Origin of the sequence: Streptomyces sp. NPDC006372 (assembly GCF_040612515.1) — a bacterium.
GTDB lineage: Bacteria > Actinomycetota > Actinomycetes > Streptomycetales > Streptomycetaceae > Streptomyces.
The window spans coordinates 1-21,542 of the sequence record NZ_JBEXQJ010000017.1; the positions used below are offsets into that span (position 1 = coordinate 1).

A 21,542-nucleotide genomic window follows, 5' to 3' on the forward strand; every position below is an offset into this window, starting at 1 on the left:
GCCCCCTGCCCGGGGCGGGCGCTCGGGTCGTCCACAGGGATGTGACGGGGGACCCCATGCCCGAGTTGCCCGAGGTCGAGGTCGTACGGCGGGGATTGGAGCGGTGGGTCGCCCACCGGACCGTCGCCGAGGCCGAGGTGCTGCACCCGCGGGCGGTGCGCCGCCACCTCGCGGGCGCCGACGACTTCGCGCACCGCCTGAAGGGCCACCGCATCGGCACCCCGAGCCGCCGCGGCAAGTACCTGTGGCTGCCGCTGGAGGACACGGACCAGTCGATCCTGGCCCACCTCGGTATGAGCGGCCAGCTCCTGGTCCAGCCGCACACGGCCCCCGACGAGAAGCACCTGCGCATCCGCGTCCGCTTCACCGACGCCCTCGACACCGAACTTCGCTTCGTCGACCAGCGCACCTTCGGCGGCCTGTCGCTGCACGACAACACCCCCGACGGCCTGCCCGACGTCATCGCGCACATCGCCCGCGACCCGCTCGACGAGCTCTTCGACGACGAGGCCTTCCACCGTGCGCTGCGCCGCAAGCGGTCCACGATCAAGCGGGCCCTGCTCGACCAGTCGCTGATCAGCGGCGTCGGCAACATCTACGCGGACGAGGCCCTGTGGCGCGCCCGCCTCCACTACGAGCGGCCGACCGCGACCCTCACCCGCCCGCGCACCCTGTCGCTCCTGGGCCATGTGCGGGACGTGATGAACGCGGCCCTCGCGGTCGGCGGCACCAGCTTCGACAGCCTCTACGTGAACGTCAACGGCGAGTCGGGTTACTTCGACCGGTCGCTCGACGCGTACGGCCGCGAGGGCCTGCCGTGCCGCCGCTGCGGCACGCCGATGCGCCGACGGCCCTGGATGAACCGGTCCAGCTACTACTGCCCCAAGTGCCAGCGACCGCCGCGGGTCACGTCCTAGCGGAGTCGTACCGCTCGCGCGCGGCCAGCACCTCGTCCATGCTGTCCTCCACGAAGTGGATCAGGCCGTGCAGCCGCTCGGCCACTCCGCGCCCCAGCGGCGTCAACTCGTAGTCCACGCGGGGCGGATTGGTCGGCTGGGCCTCACGGTGCACCAGGCCGTCGCGCTCCAGCGCGTGCAGCGTCTGGGACAGCATCTTCTCGCTCACCCCGGCGACACGGCGGCGCAGCTCGTTGAAGCGCAGGGAGCCCTCGAACAGCGCGCACAGGGTGAGCCCGCCCCAGCGGCCCGTGACGTGTTCCAGCGTGCCGCGCGAAGGGCAGGCCTTGGCGAACACGTTGTACGGGAGGTCGTCCAGCCCCTCCGTGAGCTCCTGGGTGGTGGTCATGGACACAGAATACGCCAGCACAGCGCTAACCGACAGGTCGCGCTAACTGATGGTTAGCGCCTGAGGGGTGTACTGCCGGGGCCGGGCAGGGGTCTAGTAACCGAAGTCCTGGGTCCACCACGGGCCGCCCGACCCGAACTCGACGCCCACACCCAGCGTCTTGAAGTCGCAGTTCAGTATGTTGGCGCGGTGGCCGGGGCTGTTCATCCAGGAGTCCATGACGGCGGCGGCGTCGGCCTGGCCCCGGGCTATGTTCTCCCCGCCGAGGTTGGATATCCCGGCCTTCTCGGCCCGGTTCCACGGGGTGGCGCCGTCCGGGTCGGTGTGGTCGAAGAAGCCCCGCTTGGCCATGTCCTCGCTGAACGCCTGCGCCAGGTCGGTCAGCGCGCTGTTCGCGTCGACCGGGCTGCAGCCCACCTTGGCCCGCTCCTCGTTCACGAGCTTGAGCACCTGGGCCGCCGCGGCGGACTCCTCGGAAAGGGCCACGGGGGCGCTGGGCTTCACCGGCGCCTTGGTGGCCGTCCGGGACGGCGTGCTCTCCGGCTTCTCGCTGGGAGTGGCCGCCGGCTTCTTCTTCTCCGGGGTCTTCTCCTGCGTCTTCTCGGGCTTCTCCGGAGTCTTCGTGGGCGCGGCCGACGACTTCGAGGCGGTCGGCGACGGCGACAGGGAGCGCTCGGCGTCCCGGCTCGTGGGCGTGCCACCCCGGTCGTCCGCGCCGCCCGAGGTCCCGCCCAGCTCGCTCGGCGAGTTCGTGGGCGTGTCGGCGGCCTGCACCTTGTCGCCGCCGTTGTCACCGCCGAGCTTGTAGTTGTCGAGTCCGGGCACCGCGCCCGTGGCCACCGCCACCGTGCCCAGGGCGACCGCGGCGGACACCCCGAGCAGCCCGGTGCGCATCGGCTTCGCGGTCTTCTTGCGGCGGCGGTGCGAGCCGCTGCGCCGGACGCCGCCGTCGGGCTCGAAGCCGTCACTGGCGAAGACGGCCGTGTCGCCGGTCCGGGGGCGGGGCACGGTCGCGTACTCCTCGTCCCCTGCCGCCCCGCCTTGCGCGAACAGGTACGCCTCGCTCTTCGCGTAGGTGCCGGCGTACGCGTCCGGGTTCAGGTAGGGCGCGATGCCCATCGTGGGCCCGTCGTCCTCCGCGGTGGAGAACAGCGCGTCAGGGCCCTCCGCGTAGCCGTCGGCCTGTGTGCTGCCCGTGGCGGCGCGGCCGGCGGCGGAGCGTCGGTGGCGTCCCATGTCCTGGCCTTCCTCGTCCTGGCGGTCGACTCGTCCTCGAGATCAACACCAAACTCACTCGATCGTGTGAGTTTCATATGAGATTCGTTGGGTGGGGACGGTACCGCATGGCGCAAGTGGAGGAAGTGCACCGGATCGAGATTGGGCGGTTAGGTTGCAGTCATGAGCGAGGATGTGCGACTGGTCGCCTGGGTGCGGGGACGCGTCCAAGGTGTGGGTTTCCGCTGGTTCACGCGGGCCAAGGCCCTGGAGATCGGCGGCCTGAGTGGTTTTGCTCTCAATTTGGGCGACGGACGGGTCCAGGTCGTCGCGGAGGGCGCGCGCGAGGGCTGTGAAGGTTTGCTGGAGTGGCTCCAGGGTGACGACACGCCCGGCCGCGTGGACGGCGTCACCGAGATCTGGGACACACCTCGCGGCGGCTACGAGGGCTTCGCTATCCGCTGACCCCGCAACGCCGCGCGGTCCCCGGGGCGGCCCGCGGACCTGCCCCGGGCGGTCGCCCCGGACGGAAACTTGCTGGTGATTGCCAAGAAGCGCTTGCCCTGGCAGGCTGCACACGCAAGGATGATCGCCACGCCCCGAGGGTCCCGCAGGAGCCGCAGCGCCGCCGTTCCAGGCCGCTTGCGCCCGGGTTGCCCCCAATACGGGGCGTGATCGTGTTGACCGTCAAACTTTTTGGTGAGACGCTGAAAGCCCCGCGCACCTTAGCTGTTTGGCATGGCTGAACGGCAGTACAACTCCAGGCCTGCCAAGCATCGCGGGTGCGAATCCCTCACGACCCACACCGCATCGGTCGGTCACTCATTGTGGAGGACCATCCATCATGGCAAAGGCGCTTCTCGGTTACGTCGGCGGCTCCGACCCGCGACTCCTCGCCGAGATGCGACGGCTCCAGCAGCGCGTCCAGGACCTGGAATCCGAGCTCGTACGGATCCAGGCCGAAAACGAGGCGCTGACGGCTGCCGCTTCTCACGACAGGATCATGGAGAGCGTTGACGCACACCAGGCGGAGCCTGCGCTCACCTGATCACTGCACGCTCCACAAAAGCACGAGCAGTGGTTGGGCCGCCCGTCATAACCGCTGAGCTGTCAGAAGTGCAAGGGACGCCATCGGCGTCCCTTCTTTCTTTCCCCCGCATCCTTTCACCCTCTTTAACGTCTGGTGTGCCCTGCGCGTTCAGCGGCGAAACCGTGGGTTCATGGAGTGAGACGAACCCGGGCGGTAGAGTCCAGCGGCGTGCACCTCAAGGCCCTGACTCTCCGTGGGTTCAAGTCGTTCGCCTCGGCGACCACGCTCCGGTTCGAACCGGGGATCACGTGCGTCGTCGGACCGAACGGCTCGGGCAAGTCCAACGTCGTCGACGCGCTCAGCTGGGTCATGGGCGAGCAGGGTGCGAAGTCGCTGCGCGGCGGCAAGATGGAGGACGTCATCTTCGCCGGCACCACCGGCCGCCCGCCGCTGGGCCGCGCCGAGGTGTCCCTGACCATCGACAACTCCGACGGTGCCCTCCCCATCGAGTACGCCGAGGTCACCATCACGCGGATCATGTTCCGCAACGGCGGCAGCGAGTACCAGATCAACGGCGACACCTGCCGCCTCCTCGACATCCAGGAGCTTCTCTCCGACTCCGGCATCGGCCGCGAGATGCACGTCATCGTCGGGCAGGGCCAGCTCGACTCCGTACTGCACGCCGACCCCATGGGCCGCCGCGCCTTCATCGAGGAGGCGGCCGGAGTCCTCAAGCACCGCAAGCGCAAGGAGAAGGCGCTGCGCAAGCTGGACGCGATGCAGGCCAACCTCGCGCGCGTGCAGGACCTGACCGACGAGCTCCGACGGCAGCTCAAACCCCTGGGCCGCCAGGCCGCCGTCGCCCGCCGGGCCGCCGTGATCCAGGCAGACCTGCGCGACGCCCGCCTGCGCCTGCTGGCCGACGACCTCGTACGGCTCCGGGACGCGCTGAAGGCCGAGGTCGCCGACGAGGCCGCGCTGAAGGAGCGCAAGGAGACCGCTGAGCAGGAGCTGCGCAAGGCGCTCCAGCGCGAGGCCCTCCTGGAGGACGAGGTACGGCAGCTCACCCCGCGCCTCCAGCGCGCCCAGCAGACCTGGTACGAGCTCTCCCAGCTCGCCGAGCGGGTGCGCGGCACGATCTCACTGGCCGACGCCCGCGTGAAGAGCGCCACCTCGGCGCCTCCCGAGGAGCGTCGTGGTCGCGACCCCGAGGACATGGAGCGCGAGGCCGCCCGCATCCGCGAGCAGGAGGCCGAGCTGGAGGCGGCCCTGGAGGCGGCGGAGCGGGCCCTGGAGGACACCGTCGCGCACCGCGCCGAGCTGGAGCGCGCGCTGACCGAGGAGGAGCGGCGCCTGAAGGACGTCGCCCGCGCCATCGCCGACCGGCGAGAGGGCCTGGCCCGGCTGAACGGCCAGGTCAACGCGGCCCGCTCGCGCGCCGCCTCCGCGCAGGCCGAGATCGAGCGCCTGGCCGCCGCCCGTGACGAGGCCCAGGAGCGGGCCGTCGCGGCGCAGGAGGAGTACGAGGCCCTCAAGGCCGAGGTCGACGGCCTCGACGCCGGCGACGCCGAACTCGCCGAGCAGCACGAGACGGCGAAACACCAGCTCACCGAGGCCGAGGCCGCCCTCACGGCAGCCCGCGAGGAGGCCACGGCCGCGGAACGCAAGCGGGCCGCCACTCAGGCTCGGCACGAGGCTCTCGCGCTCGGCCTGCGCCGCAAGGACGGCACCGGAATACTGCTCGCGGCGAAGGACCGCCTCTCCGGCCTCCTCGGCCCGGCGGCGGAACTCCTGACGGTGACCCCCGGACACGAAGTCGCCCTCGCGGCGGCCTTCGGGGCGGCGGCGGACGCGATCGCGGTCACCACCCCGGCCTCGGCAGCGGACGCGATCCGACTTCTTCGCAAGCAGGACGGAGGCCGGGCAACCTTGCTCCTGGCGGGGGCTCCCGACGGCCTCAGGGGCGCGGGGCCGCATTCGACATGCGGCTGCCGCCGCGCGGGCGCGACCGGCCACGACGAACCCGCAGACGCACCACACGCCTTCGCCGCCGACCTGGTCCGTGGCCCCTCCGATCTGATGCCTGCCGTCCGGCGGTTGCTCCACGGCATCGTCTTCGTCAGCACCCTCGAAGACGCCGAGGACCTGGTCCACACCTACCCCCACCTCACAGCCGTCACCGCCGAAGGCGACCTGCTCGGGGCACACATGGCCCACGGCGGTTCCGCCGGCGCCCCCAGCCTCCTCGAAGTACAGGCCTCCGTCGACGAGGCCGCCGCCGAGCTGGAAGAGCTGGCCGTGCGCTGCGAGGAGCTCACCGAGGCCCAGCACACCGCCGTCGAGCGGCGCAAGGCAGCCGCCGCACTGGTCGAGGACGTGGGGGAGCGGCGCCGCGCCGCCGACCGGGAGAAGTCCTCCGTCGCCCAGCAGCTCGGCCGGCTCGCCGGGCAGGCACGGGGCGCGGCGGGGGAGGCCGAGCGGTCCACGGCCGCCGCGGCCCGGGCACAGGAAGCCCTCGACAAGGCCCTGGCGGAGGCCGAGGAACTCGCCGAGCGGCTGGCGGTGGCCGAGGAGATGCCGATCGACGAGGAGCCCGACACCGCCGTGCGGGACCGGCTCGCCGCCGACGGCGCCAACGCCCGCCAGACCGAGATGGAGGCCCGCCTCCAGGCCCGTACGCACGAGGAGCGGGTCAAGGCGCTGGCCGGACGGGCCGACTCGCTCGACCGGGCCGCCCGCGCGGAACGCGAGGCCCGCGCGCGTGCCGAGCAGCGGCGGGCCCGGCTGCGGCACGAGGCCGCCGTCGCCGAGGCCGTCGGCTCGGGCGCCCGGCAGCTGCTCGCGCACGTCGAGGTCTCCCTGGCCCGCGCCGACGAGGAGCGCACCGCGGCGGACGCCGCCAAGGCCCGCCGCGAGCAGGAACTCGCCCGCGCCCGCACCGAGGGGCGCGATCTCAAGGCCGAGCTCGACAAGTTGACGGATTCGGTCCACCGTGGCGAGGTACTCGGCGCCGAGAAACGGCTGCGGATCGAGCAGCTGGAGACCAAGGCGCTGGAGGAGCTGGGTGTCGAACCGGCCGGGCTGGTGGCGGAGTACGGGCCACACCAGCTTGTGCCGCCCTCGCCCCCCGCCGAGGGCGAGGAGCTGCCGGAGGACCCCGACCATCCGCGCAACCGGCCGAAGCCGTATCTCCGGTCCGAGCAGGAGAAGCGCCTGAAGGCCGCCGAGCGTGCCTACCAGCAGCTCGGCAAGGTCAATCCGCTCGCCCTGGAGGAGTTCGCGGCGCTGGAGGAGCGCCACCAGTTCCTCAGCGAGCAGCTCGAGGACCTGAAGAAGACGCGGGCGGATCTCCTCCAGGTGGTGAAGGAGGTCGACGAGCGTGTCGAACAGGTCTTCACCGAGGCCTACCGGGACACGGCCCGGGAGTTCGAGGGCGTGTTCTCGCGCCTGTTCCCGGGTGGTGACGGGCGGCTGATCCTGACCGACCCCGACAACATGCTCACCACGGGCGTGGACGTCGAGGCCCGTCCGCCGGGCAAGAAGGTCAAGCGGCTGTCGCTGCTCTCCGGCGGGGAGCGGTCACTGACCGCCGTGGCACTGCTCGTGTCGATCTTCAAGGCGCGGCCCAGTCCGTTCTACGTCATGGACGAGGTCGAGGCCGCCCTCGACGACACCAACCTCCAGCGGCTCATCCGGATCATGCAGGAGCTCCAGGAAGCCTCCCAGCTGATCGTGATCACGCACCAGAAGCGCACCATGGAGGTCGCCGACGCGCTCTACGGCGTCTCCATGCAGGGCGACGGTGTGTCGAAGGTCATCAGCCAGCGCCTCCGCTAGAAGCGTGTGGTCTACACCGGTCTCACCTGCAACGCGCAGCGACTTCAACTCTTGAACACATCGCTCACACACTCCTGCCGCAGATTCCAAGTGACTGACCTATTGACTTCGAAACTTGAAGGCATAGTCTCGGCAACGTTCCTTTTACCTTCAGGTACCTTCAGGTGGACCTCGAAGGGCTGATCCCCTCCGGCAGCGTTGCCGGTGGCCCGAGGAGTACACGTGACCAGCACAGCGCAGGCACCCCAGTCAGGAGCCAGGACGGCTCACCCCGAGCATCTCGGGCACGTCATCTTCATCGCGGCAGCGGCCGCGATGGGCGGTTTCCTCTTCGGCTACGACAGCTCCGTGATCAACGGAGCGGTCGAAGCCATCCGTGACCGCTACGACGTCGGCTCCGCGGCCCTCGCCCAGGTCATCGCCATCGCCCTCATCGGCTGCGCCGTCGGCGCCGCCACCGCCGGCCGGATAGCCGACCGCATCGGCCGCATCCGGTGCATGCAGATCGCCGCGGTCCTCTTCACCGTCAGCGCCGTCGGCTCCGCGCTCCCCTTCGCGCTCTGGGACCTCGCCTTCTGGCGCGTCGTCGGCGGCTTCGCCATCGGCATGGCCTCCGTGATCGGCCCGGCCTACATCGCCGAGGTCGCCCCGCCCGCCTACCGCGGCCGGCTCGGCTCCTTCCAGCAGGCCGCGATCGTCATCGGCATCGCCGTCTCGCAGCTGGTCAACTGGGGTCTGCTGAACGCCGCCGGCGGTGACCAGCGCGGCAAGCTGATGGGCCTGGAGGCCTGGCAGGTCATGCTCGGCGTCATGGTCGTCCCGGCCGTGCTGTACGGCCTGCTCTCCTTCGCGATCCCCGAGTCCCCGCGCTTCCTCATCTCCGCCGGCAAGCACGAGCGCGCCCGCGAGATCCTCACCGAGGTCGAGGGCAAGGACGTCGACCTGGACGCCCGTGTCGCCGAGATCGAGGGCGCCATGCAGAGCGAGCACAAGTCGAGCTTCAAGGACCTGCTTGGCGGGAGCTTCTTCTTCAAGCCGATCGTCTGGGTCGGCATCGGCCTGTCGGTCTTCCAGCAGTTCGTCGGCATCAACGTCGCGTTCTACTACTCCTCGACGCTGTGGCAGTCGGTCGGCGTCGACCCGACGGACTCGTTCTTCTACTCCTTCACCACGTCGATCATCAACATCGTCGGCACCGTCATCGCGATGATCTTCGTCGACCGCATCGGCCGCCGGCCGCTCGCGATCATCGGCTCCGTCGGCATGGTCGTCGGCCTGGCCCTGGAGGCCTGGGCCTTCTCCCACCCCCTGGTCGACGGCAGGCTCCCGGCCGCGCAGGGCTGGATCGCCCTGATCGCCGCGCACGTCTTCGTCCTCTTCTTCGCCCTGTCCTGGGGTGTCGTCGTCTGGGTCATGCTCGGCGAGATGTTCCCCAACCGGCTCCGCGCCGCCGCCCTGGGCGTTGCCGCCGCCGCGCAGTGGATCGCCAACTGGGCCATCACCGCGAGCTTCCCGTCGCTGGCCGACTGGAACCTCTCCGTGACGTACGTGATCTACACCGCGTTCGCCGCGCTCTCGATCCCGTTCGTCCTGAAGTTCGTCAAGGAGACGAAGGGCAAGGCCCTGGAGGAGATGGGCTGAGCCCCGTCCCGCAGACTCGGGGAGAAGGGCCAAAGTCCCCGCTGCCCCTCTCCCCGTAACCCGCCGCCGCCCCGGTTCGGCCACTGCCCGAGCCGGGGCGGCGGTCTGCCGTCTCACCCGGCCAGCCGCGGCAGCACCCGCTCGCAATACAGGTGCAGACTCCGCCACCCCTCGTCCAGCGGCATCCCGCCCGACAGCGGATGCAGGACGAGGCTGTCCAGCCCCAGCTCCACACACTGCTCCGGCGTGAGGACCCGGTACACGCCCTCCGCCCGCAGCTCCGCCACCGTCGTCGCGGCCGACTTCACCGCCGACCGCACCCCGCCCGACTGCCAGGCGGCGTACGTCCGCGCCTCGTGCAGGAAGTGCTGCCCGTACTCCGCCCAGGCGCGGTCCGGGTCCTCGGCCACGTGCAGCAGCGGTGTCTCGGCGGCGGGCATCATCACCCAGCCCTCGGTGCCGTACTCGGTGAGCCGCTCCTTGTAGTACGTCTCCAGCTCCGGCAGGTGCGCGCTGGGGAAGAAGGGCAGCCCCAGCCGGGCGGCCCGGCGGGCGGCGGCCTTCGACGAGCCGCCGACCAGGAGCAGCGGATGCGGGTCGCTGTACGGGCGCGGGGTGATGCGGACCGTGCGGCCCCGGTAGGAGAAGGGCTCGCCCGTCCACGCCCGCAGCAGTGTCTCCAGCAGCTCGTCCTGGAGCCGCCCGCGCCGGGCGAAGTCCACGCCGAACAGCTCGTACTCCTCGGGCCGGTACCCGATCCCGGCGACCGTCACCAGCCGGCCGCCGCTCAGCAGGTCCAGCACCGCGATCTCCTCGGCGAGCCGCAGCGGGTCGTGCAGCGGGCCGATGATCGCCGAGACGGTGACCGCGACACGCCGGGTCGCTCCGAAGACGGCCCCCGCGAAGGCGAACGGCGACGGCAGCCAGTTGTTGTCGGCCCCGTGGTGCTCCTCCGTCTGCACGGTGCTGACGCCCCGGTCGTCGGCGTACGCGGCCATCTCCAGGGCAGTCCGGTACCGGGCGGCGAGCTCGGCGGGGCCGGCCCCGGGAGCGACGAGGTTGAAGCGTACGACCGTGACGGGCATGGGAAGTGTCCCCCTTCACCGGCGGCTGTGCGGGGACCATAGCTGACGGGCCGTCAGGCTGCTAGATGCTCTCACCGGGAAAGAGGGTGTGTCACGGCCCACCGTATGGGCCGTGACACACCCTGGGGGCGCTGCACGCGCACCCTGCGAGTCCAAGCTGATACTGGACGCGTTGTGACTCCGCCCCGAGGGGCTTCCGGCCGACGCGAGGTCGGACCGCGGGCCAGCCCGGCCCGGTGGGGCTTTCGCGGCCCCGCATGGACAACGGACGGCCGGGCGTGCGGTCACGCCATACTGGGCTTGTTATGGAAATCGTCATCCTTGCTGTAGTCATCGCCGTGGTCGTGCTCGGCGCGCTCGGCGGGCTCATCGTCGGCAGCCGGCGCAAGAAGCAGCTGCCGCCGCCCCCGCCCGCGGCGCCCGACATCACGGCCCCACCGGCCGAGCCGCACGTCGGCGACGAGGCCGAGACGCCGCGGGAGGAACCGCGGCGCACGATAGAGGAGGTGGATCTCCCGGGCGGCTCGGCCCCCGTCACCGTCGAGGAACCGCCCACCGAAGCTCCCGAGATCGAGATCCCGGAGCCCACCGAGGGCCGCCTGGTCCGGCTGCGGGCCCGGCTCTCCCGCTCGCAGAACGCCCTCGGCAAGGGCCTGCTCACCCTGCTGTCCCGCGAGCACCTCGACGAGGACACCTGGGAGGAGATCGAGGACACGCTGCTCACCGCCGACGTCGGTGTGCAGCCGACCCAGGAACTGGTCGAGCGCCTGCGCGAGCGGGTGAAGGTGCTCGGCACCCGCACCCCCGAGGAGCTGCGCACCCTGCTGCGCGAGGAGCTCGTCACACTGGTCGGCCGCGACATGGACCGCGCGGTCAAGACCGAGCCGGAGGACCGCAAGCCCGGCATTGTGATGGTCGTCGGGGTCAACGGCACCGGCAAGACCACCACCACCGGCAAGCTCGCCCGCGTCCTCGTGGCCGACGGCCAGACCGTCGTCCTCGGCGCGGCCGACACCTTCCGGGCCGCCGCCGCCGATCAGCTCCAGACCTGGGGCGAGCGCGTCGGCGCCCACACCGTGCGTGGACCGGAAGCCGGCGACCCGGCCTCCGTCGCCTTCGACGCGGTCAAGGAGGGCAAGGAGACGGGCGCGAACGTCGTGCTCATCGACACCGCCGGCCGCCTGCACACCAAGACCGGTCTCATGGACGAGCTCGGCAAGGTCAAGCGGGTCGTGGAGAAGCAGGCCCCGGTGGACGAGGTGCTGCTCGTCCTCGACGCCACCACCGGCCAGAACGGGCTGGTCCAGGCCCGGGTCTTCGCCGAGGTCGTGGACATCACCGGCATCGTGCTGACCAAGCTGGACGGCACGGCCAAGGGCGGCATCGTGATCGCGGTGCAGCGCGAGCTGGGCGTGCCGGTCAAGCTGGTCGGGCTCGGCGAGGGCGCGGACGACCTGGCGCCGTTCGAGCCGGAGGCGTTCGTTGACGCCCTTATCGGGGAGTGAGCTCCGGAGACCGTCGAGGAGTCACTTCCGAGCATTCGTATGCGGCAAGCAAGTGCCCGCCCCGAGAACCACTCGGGGCGGGCACTTCGCTCTGCTTCCGGCTGAGCTCTAGGCCCGTGACCGGTGCGCGACGTACGCCAGCGTGCCCAGCACCAGGCGGGCCTCCGGGGGCCTGGACGCCGAGTCCAGGGCGGGGGAGCGCAGCCAGCGCACCGGGCCGAGGCCGCCGCGGTCGGAGGGCGGTGCCGTGATGTGCGTGCCGGGCCCGAGGCCGCGCAGGTCGAGGGCGGCCGGATCGTCCCAGCCCATGCGGTAGAGCAGGCCGGGCAGGTCGGCGGCGGCGCCGGGGGCGACGAAGAAGTGGGCGCGGCCGTCCGGGGTCGCCGCGACCGGGCCGACCGGCAGGCCCATGCGCTCCAGCCGGGCCAGTGCGCGGCAGCCGGCGGGCTCGCTGACTTCGATGACGTCGAAAGCCCGCCCGACCGGCAGCATCACCGAGGCGCCGGGGTACTCGCCCCAGGCCGCGGCCACGTCGTCCAGCATGGCCCCGGCACGGATCACCGGCGCGAAGTCCAGCGGGTGCGCGCCGGGTGCCGGGCAGTCGCGCCGGCCGCAGGAGCAGGCGCCGGCCGAGGCCCGGGCGCCCGGCACCACGTCCCAGCCCCACAGGCCGGTGTACTCGGCCACGACGGTGCCTTCCGACGTGCGGCCGCGACGGCGCGAGCCGGTCCGGATGTCGCGCATGCCCCGGCTGATGCCGATCGTGAAGCCCATGCCCCCTCCAACGGGTCCCACGCACCGGCGGTTACGCAGCGGACGCGATGCGTGACTCTCTGTATTCCGCCTTCCCGGCGGTGGTCGGTTCACTCAGCGCCCGGAAGTGCCCAGGGGGGCGCGCTCGGCGACACGCGCCCCGGAGTGCATCACTGCACCCGCTCCTGGTTGTCCGGTGTCAAGTGAATCGCGCGGAGGCGTACGTGAGTTCATTCGAAGGGGTGGCGAATGGTGGCGTTTCCGTGTGGGCCGTGGCTGGACGGGTGATCGTAGGATTACTTTGTGTGCACGAGTCCTGGGGCACATGCGCTCGTGGGTATGCCGGAGGCAAGTCGGTATTCCGTTCGAAGGGTGACAAGGACCAGACGGACGGCAGTGCGGACCGGCATGCTGATAGGGCTTGGCGCACTCGGCGACAAGTGGTCTCAGGGATGGGGGCGTTCCAGTGAGCGGCAACGGCGGAAGCGGGACGGACGCTGCACACGCGACGCACACTGACAAGCGCCCTAACGAGCTGCTCACCTCCTGGTTCGTGCGCAGCGGCTGGTCCAAGGGCGAGCTCGCCCGCCAGGTGAACCGCCGGGCCCGCCAGCTGGGCGCCAACCACATCTCCACGGACACCTCGCGCGTGCGCCGCTGGCTCGACGGCGAGAACCCCCGGGAACCGATCCCAAAGATCTTGTCCGAGCTGTTCTCGGAGCGCTTCGGCGTCGTCGTCTCCGTGGAGGACCTGGGCCTGCGCACCGCACGCCAGTCACCCTCCGCGACCGGCGTCGACCTGCCGTGGACGGGCCCGCAGACCGTGGCCCACCTCAGCGAGTTCTCGCGCAGCGACCTGATGCTGGCGCGACGCGGCTTCCTCGGGAGCTCGCTGGCCCTGTCTGCGGGCCCGGCCCTCATCGAGCCCATGCAGCGCTGGCTCGTGCCCTCGCCGTCGGCCCCGCGGCCGGAGCCCGAGCCCGCGGCCGGCTCCTCCGGGCGCGCCCGCGGCCGGCTCTCCAGGCCGGAGCTGGACCTCCTGGAGTCCACGACGGTGATGTTCCGGCAGTGGGACGCCCAGTGCGGCGGCGGCCTGCGCCGCAAGGCGGTCGTCGGCCAGCTGCACGAGGTGACGGACCTGCTCCAGGAGCCCCAGCCCGAGGCCACCACCCGGCGGCTGTTCAAGGTCGCCGCCGAACTGGCCGAGCTGGCGGGCTGGATGTCGTACGACATCGGGCTCCAGCCGACGGCCCAGAAGTACTTCGTCCTCGCCTTGCACGCCGCCAAGGAAGCCGGCGACCGGCCCCTCGGCTCCTACGTGCTGTCCAGCATGAGCCGTCAGATGATCCACCTCGGCCGCCCCGACGACGCGCTGGAACTGATCCACCTCGCGCAGTACGGCAGCCGGGACTGCGCCAGTCCGCGCACCCAGTCGATGCTGTATGCGATGGAGGCCCGCGCCTACGCCAACATGGGCCAGCCCGGCAAGTGCAAACGGGCGGTCCGGATGGCCGAGGACACCTTCTCCGAGGCCGACGAGTGGGACGAGCCGGACCCCGACTGGATCCGCTTCTTCTCCGAGGCCGAGCTCCACGGCGAGAACTCGCACTCGTACCGCGACCTGGCCTACGTCGCCGGCCGCAGTCCCACCTACGCCTCGCTGGCCGAACCCCTGATGAAGCGGGCCGTGAAGCTCTTCGCCGAGGACGACGAGCACCAGCGGTCCTACGCGCTGAACCTGATCGGCATGGCCACCGTGCACCTCCTCCAGCGCGAGCCCGAGCAGAGCACGATCTTCGCCACCGAGGCCATGCAGGTCGCCAAGAAGGTCCGTTCCGAGCGGGTCAACACCCGTATCCGAAAGACGGTCGACACCGCCGCACGCGACTTCGGCGACCTCGGTGAGGTCGTCGACCTCACCGAACGGCTCGCCGTCGAGCTGCCCGAGACCGCCGAGGCGGTCTGAGCCACCGCCTGAGACCCGCCCGCACCCCTGAACCCCGGCCGCGGCCGGCCCTCCCGAACTGCCCGACTCGGCTCCCCCATGCCAGGTCATCGGAAGGCCGACCGCGGCCGGTCCGTGCGTCCTGAAGCCAGTGGGGACAGAAGGTTGCGCCACGATAACGATCGGCGCACCCGCAATCCGGCAGTTCATCGACGCGTAACACAGTGGGCGCCTTCGTCACGGCCGCGAAACAACGAGGGGCCTCCACCGAAACCGCGCTGCGCCAGTCTCGTGGCGCATAACCGGCCCACCCCTCAATCCGCTCGAGGCTTCGCCCGCACGGGGCCGTACCAACGACGAGGAGACGCCGATGGCACCAGCCATCACCCTTGCCGCAGAGGCCAAGCTGTCTGCCGCCAACACAGGGTTCATGCTCATCTGTTCCGCCCTGGTAATGCTCATGACCCCGGGTCTTGCCTTCTTCTACGGAGGCATGGTCCGCGTCAAGAGCACCCTGAACATGCTGATGATGAGCTTCATCAGCCTCGGGATCGTCACCATCCTGTGGGTGCTGTACGGCTTCTCCATGGCGTTCGGCACCGACTCCGGCAGCCTCATCGGCTGGAACTCGGACTGGGTCGGCCTCACCGGGGTCGACAAGGGCGAGCTCTGGGGGACGTACAACATCCCGCTCCTCGCGTTCATGGTCTTCCAGCTGATGTTCGCGATCATCACGCCCGCCCTGATCAGCGGTGCCCTCGCGGACCGCGTGAAGTTCTCCGCCTGGGCGCTGTTCATCACGCTGTGGGCCACGATCGTCTACTTCCCCGTCGCCCACTGGGTCTGGGGTGAGGGCGGCTGGGCCTTCGACCTGGGCGTGATCGACTTCGCCGGTGGTACGGCGGTCCACATCAACGCGGGTGCCGCGGCGCTCGGCGTGATCCTCGTCATCGGCAAGCGGGTCGGCTTCAAGAGGGACCCGATGCGTCCGCACAGCCTCCCGCTGGTCATGCTCGGCGCCGGTCTGCTGTGGTTCGGCTGGTTCGGCTTCAACGCCGGCTCGTGGCTCGGCAACGACGACGGCGTCGGCTCCCTGATGTTCGTCAACACGCAGGTCGCCACCGCCGCCGCCATGCTGGCCTGGCTCGCCTACGAGAAGATCCGCCACGGCGCGTTCACCACGCTGGGCGCCGCCTCCGGCGCGGTGGCCGGTCTGGTCGCCATCACCCCGGCCGGTGGCTCGGTCACCCCGATGGGCGCCATCGCCGTCGGTGCCATCGCCGGTGTCCTGTGCGCCATGGCCGTCGGCCTGAAGTACAAGTTCGGCTACGACGACTCGCTCGACGTCGTCGGCGTGCACCTCGTCGGCGGCATCGCCGGCTCCGTCCTGATCGGCTTCTTCGCCAGCGGTAAGGGCCAGTCCGAGGCCACGGGCGTGTTCTACGGCAACCACAGCTTCGACCAGCTGTGGAAGCAGCTCGCCGGTGTCGGCGGTGTGCTCGCCTACTCGCTGATCGTCTCCGCGATCCTCGCCTTCGCCCTCGACAAGACCATCGGCATGCGGGTCCCCGAGGACGACGAGATCGCCGGCATCGACCAGGCCGAGCACGCCGAGACCGCATACGACTTCAGCGGCGCCGGTGGCGGCGCAGCCAAGACCGCCGTCACGGCCCCGGTCGCCGCTGTCGCGAGCAAGAAGGTGGACGCATGAAGCTCATCACCGCCGTCGTGAAGCCGCACCGGCTCGACGAGATCAAGGAAGCCCTCCAGGCCTTCGGAGTACACGGCCTGACGGTCACCGAGGCCAGCGGCTACGGTCGTCAGCGGGGCCACACCGAGGTCTACCGCGGTGCCGAGTACACCGTCGACCTGGTCCCCAAGATCCGCATCGAGGTCCTGGTCGAGGACGACGACGCCGAACAGCTGATCGACGTCGTGGTCAAGGCGGCCCGCACCGGCAAGATCGGTGACGGCAAGGTCTGGTCCATCCCGGTCGACACGGCCGTACGGGTCCGGACCGGCGAGCGCGGTCCGGACGCGCTCTGAGGCAGGCGGACAGAACAGGAGTCGCTGGGTGACGGGTACGGACGTGCACAAAGAAGCAGAAGACTCGGGACCCAGCGGCTACGCGGCGGCCCGGCTGCGTCTCCTCACGGAGGAGACGCGGTCCGGGCCGCCGCGCCGTGCGGCCCTGGCGGATCTCACGGACGACTGGCTCACGGGCCTGTTCGCCTCGGGTGCGGAAGGACTGCGCGGCGCCTCCCTGGTCGCCGTCGGCGGTTACGGACGCGGTGAACTGTCCCCGCGCAGCGACCTCGACCTGCTCCTGCTGCACGACGGCAGCGACCCCAAGGCCGTCGCCGCCCTCGCCGACCGGCTCTGGTACCCCGTCTGGGACCTGGGCCTGGCCCTCGACCACTCCGTCCGCACCCCCGTCGAGGCCCGCAAGACCGCCGGCGAGGACATCAAGGTGCAGCTCGGCCTGCTGGACGCCCGGCACCTCGCCGGCGACCTCGGGCTCACCGCCGGGCTGCGCACGGCCGTCCTGGCCGACTGGCGCAACCAGGCCCCCAAACGCCTCCCCGAACTGCAGGAACTGTGCGCCGAGCGCGCCGAGCGCCAGGGCGAGCTGCAGTACCTGCTGGAACCCGACCTGAAGGAGGCCCGCGGCGGGCTGCGCGATGCCACCGCGCTGCGCGCCGTCGCCGCCTCCTGGCTCGCCGACGCCCCGCGCGAGGGCCTCGCCGACGCCCGGCGCCGGCTCCTCGACGTACGGGACGCACTGCACCTGGCCACCGGCCGCGCCACCGACCGGCTCGCCCTCCAGGAGCAGGACCAGGTGGCCGCCGAGCTCGGCCTGCTCGACGCGGACACGCTGCTGAGGCAGGTGTACGAGGCGGCACGGCTGATCTCCTACGCCAGTGATGTCACCTGGCGCGAAGTGGGGCGCGTGCTGCGGTCGCGCGCCGTGCGGCCCCGGCTGCGCGCCATGCTGAGCGGCGGGAAGCCGACCGCCGAGCGCTCTCCGCTGGCCGAAGGCGTGGTCGAGCAGGACGGCGAGGTGGTGCTCGCCCGTGCCGCGCGCCCCGAGCGCGACCCCGTACTGCCGTTGCGCGCCGCGGCCGCCGCCGCCCAGGCCGGGCTCCCGCTCTCCCTGCACGCCGTACGGCGCCTGGCCGCCACCGTGCGCCCGGTACCGACGCCCTGGCCCGCCGAGGCACGCGAACAACTCGTCACCCTGCTGGGCTCCGGCCGCCCCACCATCGAGGTCTGGGAGGCGCTGGAGGCCGAGGGTCTGATCACCCGGCTGCTGCCCGACTGGGAGCGGGTGCGCTGCCGCCCGCAGCGCAACGCCGTGCACCTGTGGACCGTCGACCGGCACCTCATCGAGACCGCCGTGCGCGCCTCCGAGTTCACCCGCCGGGTCAGCCGCCCCGACCTGCTGCTGGTCGCCGCGCTGCTGCACGACATCGGCAAGGGCTGGCCCGGTGACCACTCCGTGGCGGGCGAGACCATCGCCAAGGACGTGGCCGCCCGCATCGGCTTCGACCGCCAGGACGTGACGGTGGTCGCCACCCTCGTCCGCCACCACCTGCTGCTCGTCGACACGGCCACCCGGCGTGACCTGGAGGACCCGGCCACCGTGCGCTCGGTCGCCGAGGCCGTCGGATCCCAGGGCACCCTGGAGCTGCTGCACGCCCTCACCGAGGCCGACGCCCTGGCCACCGGCCCGGCCGCCTGGTCGTCCTGGCGCGGCTCGCTCGTCGCCGACCTGGTCCAGCGGGTCTCGGCGGTGCTCGCCGGGGACACCCCCGACGACCCCGAGGAGGCCGCGCCGACCGCCGAGCAGGAGCGGCTCGCCCACGAGGCCGCCGCGACGGGCAGCCCGGTGCTCGCCCTGCGGGCCCAGACCGAGCCGCCCACCGGGGAGGAGCCCTCGGGCGACCCCGAGCCGCTCGGCGTCGAGCTGCTCATCGCCGTCCCCGACCAGCCGGGCGTGCTGCCCGCGGTGGCCGGCGTCCTCGCCATGCACCGGCTGACCGTGCGGACGGCGGAGCTGCGGTCCCTGCACCTCCAGGCCGCCGTCGACGGCTCCGTCCTGCTGCTGGACTGGCGGGTCGCCGCCGAGTACGGCTCCCTGCCGCAGGCCGCCCGCCTGCGCGCGGACCTCGTGCGGGCCCTCGAAGGCTCCCTGGACATCGCCGGCCGCCTCGCCGAGCGGGACGCGGCCTATCCGCGCCGCCGGGGCGTCATCGCCCCGCCGCCCCGGGTGTCGGTCCACCCGGCCGCCTCCCGGCTGGCCACCGTCATCGAGGTCCGTTCCCAGGACGCCCCGGGCCTGCTCTTCCGCATCGGCCGCGCCCTGGAGGACGCGAGCGTGCGGGTGCGCAGCGCGCACGTCTCGACCCTCGGCGCCAACGCCGTGGACGCCTTCTACGTGACCGGCCCGGAGGGTGCCCCGCTGCCCGGGGACGAGGCCGAGTCGGTGGCGCGGAAGCTGGAGGAGACACTGCGAGGGTGAGGCCGACCCGGCGACTTGTCACGCCGGGATACCCTGGAGGGCGATTCCCCAGTCTGTCTCCGACCCCGAGGACCGCGAGCGCCGTGTTCGATACTCTTTCCGATCGCCTCTCAGCGACCTTCAAGAACCTGCGCGGCAAGGGACGGCTCTCCGAGGCGGACATCGACGCCACGGCGCGCGAGATCCGGATCGCGCTTCTCGAGGCCGACGTGGCGCTGCCGGTCGTTCGCACGTTCATCAAGAACGTCAAGGAGCGTGCCCTCGGTGCCGAGGTCAGCAGGGCGCTGAACCCGGCCCAGCAGGTCCTGAAGATCGTCAACGAGGAACTGGTCACCATCCTCGGTGGCGAGACCCGGCGCCTGCGCTTCGCCAAGCAGCCCCCGACCGTGATCATGCTGGCGGGTCTGCAGGGTGCCGGTAAGACCACCCTCGCGGGCAAGCTCGGCCGCTGGCTGAAGGAGCAGGGCCACTCGCCGCTGCTGGTCGCCTGTGACCTCCAGCGTCCCAACGCCGTGAACCAGCTCAGCGTCGTCGCCGAGCGGGCCGGGGTCGCGGTCTACGCGCCGGAGCCGGGCAACGGCGTCGGTGACCCGGTCAAGGTCGCCAAGGACTCCATCGAGCACGCGAGGACCAAGGTCCACGACATCGTGATCGTGGACACCGCCGGCCGCCTCGGCATCGACCAGGAGATGATGCAGCAGGCCGCGGACATCCGCGACGCCGTCTCCCCGGACGAGATCCTGTTCGTCGTCGACGCGATGATCGGTCAGGACGCCGTCAACACCGCCGAGGCCTTCCGCGACGGTGTCGGCTTCGACGGCGTGGTGCTCTCCAAGCTCGACGGTGACGCCCGCGGTGGTGCGGCCCTGTCGATCCGGCAGATCACCGGCAAGCCGATCATGTTCGCGTCGAACGGCGAGAAGCTCGACGACTTCGACGCCTTCCACCCGGACCGGATGGCTTCCCGCATCCTCGACATGGGTGACCTGCTCACCCTGATCGAGCAGGCGGAGAAGACCTTCGACCAGGCCGAAGCCCAGAAGATGGCGGAGAAGCTGGCCTCCAAGAAGGGCCAGGACTTCACCCTCGACGACTTCCTCGCCCAGATGGAGCAGGTCCGGAAGATGGGCTCCATCTCCAAGCTGCTCGGCATGCTCCCGGGCATGGGCCAGATGAAGGACCAGATCAACAACCTCGACGAGCGGGACGTCGACCGCACGGCGGCCATCATCAAGTCGATGACCCCGGCCGAGCGCCAGGAGCCGACGATCATCAACGGCTCGCGCCGCGCCCGTATCGCCAAGGGCTCCGGCGTCGAGGTCAGCGCGGTCAAGAACCTCGTCGAGCGGTTCTTCGAGGCCCGCAAGATGATGTCCCGCATGGCCCAGGGCGGCGGCATGCCCGGGATGCCGGGCATGCCGGGCATGGGCGGTGGCCCCGGCCGGACCAAGAAGAAGCAGAAGCAGGCCAAGGGCAAGCAGCGCTCCGGCAACCCGATGAAGCGCAAGCAGCAGGAGCAGGAGGAGGCCGCCCGCCGCGCGGCCGCCGCCGAGGGCACAGGCGCCTTCGGGCTGCCGCAGCAGGGCGGCAAGGACTTCGAACTCCCCGACGAGTTCAAGAAGTTCATGGGCTGAGAGCCCGGCTCCTCAACTCTCCGCACGACACCGAGGGCGCCCCTCGCACACAGGGGTGCCCTTTCGGTCGTTCTGGATCAGGTGCCGGGCGTCACGGCGTCCGGGCGATCAGGTACCGGAAGACGTTCGGCATCCACACGGTGCCGTCCTGGCGCTGGTGCGGGTGCAGGGCCTCGGTCAGTTCCTTGTCGACCTGGACCTGGTCCGTCGCCGTCATCGCCGCGTCGAAGAGGCCCGTCGACTTCAGACCGCGTACCGCGCTGTCGACGTCGGCGTAGCCGAAGGGGCAGGCCACTCGGCCGGAGCCGTCCGGCTTGAGACCCGCCCGCTGGGCGACCTCCTCGAGGTCGTCGCGGAGGGCCGGCCGCCAGCTGCCCGAGTTGCGCAGCGGCTCCGCCAGCTTGGTGGCGACCCGCAGCACGGACGCCGTGGCGCACCGCTCCGGCGGACCCCAGCCGGCCAGCACCACGGCCGCTCCGCGCGCGGCGAGCGGCGTCGCCTCCGCGAGCAGCCCGCCCAGCCCCTCCGAGTCGCCTGCCAGGCATCCGATCGGCTCGAAGGCGGTGACCAGGGTGTACGCGGGAGCGCCCGGCTCGTCGGTGTCCCCGGGCGAGCCGTCCACCAGCCGGGTGTCCCCGTGGGGGCGTGTGCCCCACGCCTCGGGCAGCAGCCGCTCCCGCGCGAGGCTCATTCTTTCGGGGGAAGCGTCGACACCGGTGACCGCCGCTCCCCGGGCGGCGGCCATCAGCAGGGCGAGTCCGGAACCGCAGCCGAGACCGAGCAGCCGCGTCGTGGAACCCACGTCCAGTCGCTCGTAGACGGCCTCGTAGAGCGGTACGAGCATCCGCTCCTGGATCTCGGACCAGTCACGCGCGCGTGCACGCAGGTCCACGCGGGGTGCGGCCCCCGCGTGAGGCAGGTGCTGCCGCACGAGCGTAGGTGTCATAAGTAAGCGCCCCAATCCGCCGAGAGTTGCCTCTTGCCCGATTACATGGCCCCCGTGACAGTGCGCTCGCACTACCCCCGTATGCCAGGAAACTCCCCCCTCGACCTGTCGTCCAGTGGAATGC

16 protein-coding genes are annotated in these 21,542 nt (G+C 71.3%); 11 read left to right on the forward strand and 5 right to left on the reverse strand.

Going from position 1 to position 21,542, the window contains the following annotated elements; all coding sequences use genetic code 11:
- Positions 1 to 56: 56 nt before the first annotated feature.
- Positions 57 to 917, forward strand: a complete 861-nt coding sequence (gene mutM / locus ABZ016_RS23695) for a bifunctional DNA-formamidopyrimidine glycosylase/DNA-(apurinic or apyrimidinic site) lyase (RefSeq protein ID WP_356918796.1) — start codon at positions 57 to 59, stop codon at positions 915 to 917.
- On the opposite strand, the gene ABZ016_RS23700 is transcribed toward mutM, so the two are convergent.
- Both ABZ016_RS23700 and ABZ016_RS23705 read right to left on the reverse strand, forming a co-directional pair.
- Positions 907 to 1,305, reverse strand: coding sequence for a helix-turn-helix domain-containing protein (locus ABZ016_RS23700; protein WP_356918653.1), 399 nt, complete (start codon positions 1,303 to 1,305; stop codon positions 907 to 909). The two genes, mutM and ABZ016_RS23700, sit on opposite strands and share 11 nt — an antisense overlap.
- Before the next feature lie 93 nt (positions 1,306 to 1,398).
- Entirely contained in the window at positions 1,399 to 2,541 is a 1,143-nt protein-coding gene (locus tag ABZ016_RS23705; RefSeq protein ID WP_356918654.1) for a CAP domain-containing protein, read from the reverse strand.
- 162 nt (positions 2,542 to 2,703) lie between these two features.
- Here ABZ016_RS23705 and ABZ016_RS23710 point away from each other — a divergent pair, with 162 nt between their 5' ends.
- The 4 genes from ABZ016_RS23710 (at position 2,704) to ABZ016_RS23725 (ending at position 9,028) form a co-directional block, all read left to right on the forward strand.
- Positions 2,704 to 2,985 (forward strand): acylphosphatase, encoded by a 282-nt coding sequence (locus ABZ016_RS23710; protein WP_086840414.1) that lies wholly within the window; start codon positions 2,704 to 2,706, stop codon positions 2,983 to 2,985.
- Positions 2,986 to 3,364: 379 nt separating this feature from the next.
- Positions 3,365 to 3,568 (forward strand): hypothetical protein, encoded by a 204-nt coding sequence (locus tag ABZ016_RS23715; protein ID WP_003993245.1) that lies wholly within the window; start codon positions 3,365 to 3,367, stop codon positions 3,566 to 3,568.
- A 210-nt stretch (positions 3,569 to 3,778) separates the two neighbouring features.
- A complete protein-coding gene (smc, locus tag ABZ016_RS23720; RefSeq protein ID WP_356918655.1) occupies positions 3,779 to 7,387 on the forward strand; it encodes a chromosome segregation protein SMC in 3,609 nt (1,202 codons plus the stop codon).
- A 222-nt stretch (positions 7,388 to 7,609) separates the two neighbouring features.
- On the forward strand, positions 7,610 to 9,028 hold the full coding sequence (locus ABZ016_RS23725) for a sugar porter family MFS transporter (RefSeq protein ID WP_356918656.1): 1,419 nt from the start codon (positions 7,610 to 7,612) through the stop codon (positions 9,026 to 9,028).
- Positions 9,029 to 9,141: 113 nt separating this feature from the next.
- Here ABZ016_RS23725 and ABZ016_RS23730 read toward each other — a convergent pair whose 3' ends face one another.
- Positions 9,142 to 10,113 carry an LLM class flavin-dependent oxidoreductase gene (locus ABZ016_RS23730; protein ID WP_356918657.1) on the reverse strand — a complete coding sequence of 324 codons (972 nt, stop codon included), beginning with the start codon at positions 10,111 to 10,113 and terminating at the stop codon, positions 9,142 to 9,144.
- A gap of 305 nt (positions 10,114 to 10,418) precedes the next feature.
- Here ABZ016_RS23730 and ftsY point away from each other — a divergent pair, with 305 nt between their 5' ends.
- Positions 10,419 to 11,618 (forward strand): signal recognition particle-docking protein FtsY, encoded by a 1,200-nt coding sequence (gene ftsY / locus ABZ016_RS23735; RefSeq protein ID WP_356918658.1) that lies wholly within the window; start codon positions 10,419 to 10,421, stop codon positions 11,616 to 11,618.
- 108 nt (positions 11,619 to 11,726) lie between these two features.
- Here the strand turns inward: ftsY and ABZ016_RS23740 are convergent, their stop codons facing one another.
- Positions 11,727 to 12,392: a bifunctional DNA primase/polymerase gene (locus ABZ016_RS23740; RefSeq protein WP_356918659.1), complete on the reverse strand. Its 666-nt coding sequence runs from the start codon at positions 12,390 to 12,392 to the stop codon at positions 11,727 to 11,729.
- Between the two features lie 445 nt (positions 12,393 to 12,837).
- On the opposite strand from ABZ016_RS23740, the gene ABZ016_RS23745 reads away from it, so the two are divergent.
- The 5 genes from ABZ016_RS23745 to ffh all read left to right on the forward strand — a co-directional run bounded on the left by ABZ016_RS23745 (position 12,838) and on the right by ffh (position 20,472).
- Entirely contained in the window at positions 12,838 to 14,337 is a 1,500-nt protein-coding gene (locus ABZ016_RS23745; RefSeq protein ID WP_356918660.1) for a hypothetical protein, read from the forward strand.
- Between the two features lie 349 nt (positions 14,338 to 14,686).
- Positions 14,687 to 16,027, forward strand: coding sequence for an ammonium transporter (locus ABZ016_RS23750; protein WP_356918661.1), 1,341 nt, complete (start codon positions 14,687 to 14,689; stop codon positions 16,025 to 16,027).
- Positions 16,024 to 16,362, forward strand: a complete 339-nt coding sequence (locus ABZ016_RS23755) for a P-II family nitrogen regulator (RefSeq protein ID WP_003993253.1) — start codon at positions 16,024 to 16,026, stop codon at positions 16,360 to 16,362. The genes ABZ016_RS23750 and ABZ016_RS23755 overlap by 4 nt, the downstream gene beginning before the upstream one ends.
- Positions 16,363 to 16,390: 28 nt before the next feature.
- Positions 16,391 to 18,838 carry a [protein-PII] uridylyltransferase gene (locus ABZ016_RS23760; RefSeq protein WP_356918662.1) on the forward strand — a complete coding sequence of 816 codons (2,448 nt, stop codon included), beginning with the start codon at positions 16,391 to 16,393 and terminating at the stop codon, positions 18,836 to 18,838.
- A gap of 83 nt (positions 18,839 to 18,921) precedes the next feature.
- A complete protein-coding gene (ffh, locus tag ABZ016_RS23765; protein ID WP_356918663.1) occupies positions 18,922 to 20,472 on the forward strand; it encodes a signal recognition particle protein in 1,551 nt (516 codons plus the stop codon).
- Between the two features lie 91 nt (positions 20,473 to 20,563).
- Here ffh and ABZ016_RS23770 read toward each other — a convergent pair whose 3' ends face one another.
- Positions 20,564 to 21,418 (reverse strand): methyltransferase domain-containing protein, encoded by an 855-nt coding sequence (locus ABZ016_RS23770; protein ID WP_356918664.1) that lies wholly within the window; start codon positions 21,416 to 21,418, stop codon positions 20,564 to 20,566.
- Positions 21,419 to 21,542 lie beyond the last annotated feature (124 nt).